The sequence below is a fragment of the Streptomyces sp. NPDC057428 genome (assembly GCF_042803195.1).
GTDB lineage: Bacteria > Actinomycetota > Actinomycetes > Streptomycetales > Streptomycetaceae > Streptomyces.
This window is the reverse complement of record NZ_JBHVCT010000209.1, coordinates 1-2,014: the sequence shown is the minus strand read 5'-3', so window position 1 is coordinate 2,014 and position 2,014 is coordinate 1. Positions and strand designations below refer to the sequence as shown.

Sequence of the window (2,014 nt, the reverse complement as noted above, 5' to 3'; positions counted from 1 at the left end):
CTTGCATCCAGGGCGCCCGCACCCCAACAACCTCACGCAGGGTGACGGACGAGCCCACCCGTCGCCATCGCACCCCCACTAAATTCGAAGACCCAGTAAGTTCCCCGCCAGGTGGGTGTGGTCTCGTCCGTTATGCGCTTGGCGAGGTTGTCGATCGAGGCGATGTGGATCATGGCTTCGGAGCTGGTAGTGAGGGTCTCGTAGTCGCGGGCGAGGCGGCGGTGCATCATGATCCAGCCGATGCTGGAGAGTCGGCCCGGGGCGCGGTGGCCGGGTCTCCCCAGCTCCGTTTCCCCGGACCGCTCGCCGAACCGGACGTGCGACTTTCACCGCATCCGGCTCTCCACGGGTCACTGCCGTTGGGGCGATGATCTTATGCAGTCCACGGTGTCGGGATGCTCAGTCCGCGCCAGCGGTAGCGGGTGACCGCCACCGCGCCGATGTTGAACAGCTCGACTCCGTCCAATGCGATCTGCCGCCAGCCCTGGGGGCCTTTGAACTGTCGGCGCAGGGCTGTCCACGTCATGCGCCGCCGATACGTGATCATATTGACCACCCGCCACCACACGAACGAACGCAGAGCGTTGAAGGTGTGCTTGGCGACAGCGTGCTTGAAGTAGTTGGCCCAGCCACGAAGGATCTGGTTGATCCTCGACAGCACGGCGGCGAACGGGACCTGCGACCTCCTGTGGGTCAGTGCCCTGATCTTCCGCTTCAGCTCACGAACCGGCTTGTCCGCGATGAAGGTGTAGACGTAGCACTTGTCCGTTCCTCGCTTGCGCATCCACTTGACGTGGAAGCCGAGGAAGTCGAACCCGTCGGCCATGTGCACCACGCGCGTCTTGGACTGCGACAGACGCAGCCCGAGCGGGGCCAGGACCTCCCCGATTTCCCTTGCCAGCGCCTCGACGTGGTGGCGTTCGCCCCTGACCAACACGACGAAATCGTCCGCGTAGCGGACGATCCGCCAGTTGGGCAGGTGCTTGGTCACCCGCGTCCTGCGGCGCTGGTCCGAGGACATCGTTCCGCCCGGCTTCCACGGCCCCATCACGTGCTCGTCGAGCGCCGACAGGGCAATGTTGGCCAGCAGCGGAGAGAGGATTCCCCCTTGCGGGGTGCCGGTCTCGGACGACTCCATCGCACCGGTCTCCCGCAGGATCCCAGCCTTCAGGAACGCCTTGACCAGGGCGAGCACGCGCTTGTCCTTGACTCGTGCACGCACCCGGCCCATCAGGGCCGTGTGGTCGATCGAGTCGAAACACGCCTCGATATCCGCATCCAGGACCTGGCGGTACCCTTGAGTGCCCCAGAAGTGGATCTCGGCGATCGCGTCGTGCGCCCTCCGGTCGGGCCGGAACCCATAGGAGACCGAGTCGAAGTCGGCCTCGAAAATGGGTTCCAGCACCAGCTTCAGCGCCGCCTGGACCACGCGATCGGCCACGGTCGGAATGCCGAGACTCCTCAGCTTCCCGCCGTGCTTGGGAATCATCCGCTCACGAACCGGCAACGGGCGAAACGCCTGCTGCCGCAACTGCTCACGCAGCTCGTCCAGGAACACTGGCACTCCCACCCGCTCGATAATGGAGCGGACCGTGGCCCGATCCACCCCGGCAGTGCGGGCACCGGTGTTGCCGGCGACCCGGCTCCACGCCATCGCGAGGAACCTGCGGTCGCATACCAGGTGGTAAAGATCATCGAATCGGTGGCCAGGTTCGGCCACCGCCCAGCGGTGCAATTTGGTCTGCATCTCCCGTACCCGCAGCCCGTGCGCCACAGGCGCGTCGTGCTGCGCGGCCGAAGTCTCCACCCCGGCATCTTCGAGCATTGCAATCCCTTCCTACTCGTGTCCCGCTGCCGCCCTTCGCCATGCACGCGGCTTTCCCGCGCTCGGACTACTACGACGGCTCCGCCCCGCCCCGGCCTGGTCGGCCGACGATGGACCCAGCCTGAATCTCCGCGCCGGACGCGCGGCTCGTGGCAGGGGCCGGGACGGTTCCCGTGTTCACTTGTGATC

The 2,014-nt window shown here is 66.0% G+C and carries 1 protein-coding gene and 1 pseudogene; both read right to left on the bottom strand.

The window, feature by feature from the left end; translation table 11 throughout:
• Positions 1-32: 32 nt before the first annotated feature.
• Positions 33-245: pseudogene (locus tag ACFU5K_RS31760) on the bottom strand (hypothetical protein); the annotation flags it as partial.
• Between the two features lie 128 nt (positions 246-373).
• Complete coding sequence (ltrA, locus tag ACFU5K_RS31755; RefSeq protein ID WP_384068180.1) at positions 374-1,825, bottom strand: group II intron reverse transcriptase/maturase; 1,452 nt, start codon at positions 1,823-1,825, stop codon at positions 374-376.
• Positions 1,826-2,014 lie beyond the last annotated feature (189 nt).

What these genes read in the sequence shown, in the direction of transcription:
- ltrA (WP_384068180.1), bottom strand. Translation starts at nt 1,825, where the DNA reads ATGCTCGAAGATGCCGGGGTGGAGACTTCGGCCGCGCAGCACGACGCG.